General features: G+C 69.4%; 1 pseudogene. It reads left to right on the top strand.

Features of this window, described 5'->3' with window-relative positions:
• Positions 1-543: pseudogene (locus FMEAI12_RS31700) on the top strand (integrase); the annotation flags it as partial.

Below are 543 nucleotides of genomic sequence, written 5' to 3'. Positions count from 1 at the left end.
CGGGTGATCCTCGCAGCCCTGTCCCGGCTGCTGCCCCGGGCTCGGTGGGGTTCGTTTTCGTCACCCCAGCCACCGTGCTGCGGTGGCACCGTGACCTCCTCGCACGAAAATGAACCTACCCACGGAAGCCGCCCGGACGGCCACTGATCCGCCGGGAGATCCGCGAGCTGGTCCTGCGCCTCGCGCAGGAGAATCCGACCGGGGGCCACCGCCGGATCCAGGGAGAACTCGCCGGGCTGGGCTACCCGGTCGGAGTCGCCACCGTCTGGCGGATCCCGCACCGCGCCGGCATCGACCCCGCACCCCGCCGGGCCGACACCTCCTGGCGCACCTTCCTGTCCGCCCAGGCCTCCAGCCTGCTGGCCTGCGACTTCTTCACCGTGGACACCGTGTTCCTGCAACGGATCTACGTGTTCTTCGTCGTCGAACACGCCACCCGCCACGTCCATGTTCTCGGGACCACGAAGCACCCGACCGCAGCCTGGGTCACCCAGCAGGCACGGAACCTACTGATGGACCTCGACGAACGTGGCCACCGGTTCC

The sequence above is a fragment of the Parafrankia sp. Ea1.12 genome, assembly GCF_900465275.1.
Lineage (GTDB): Bacteria > Actinomycetota > Actinomycetes > Frankiales > Frankiaceae > Parafrankia > Parafrankia soli.
This window is presented reverse-complemented; position numbering and strand designations above follow the sequence as displayed.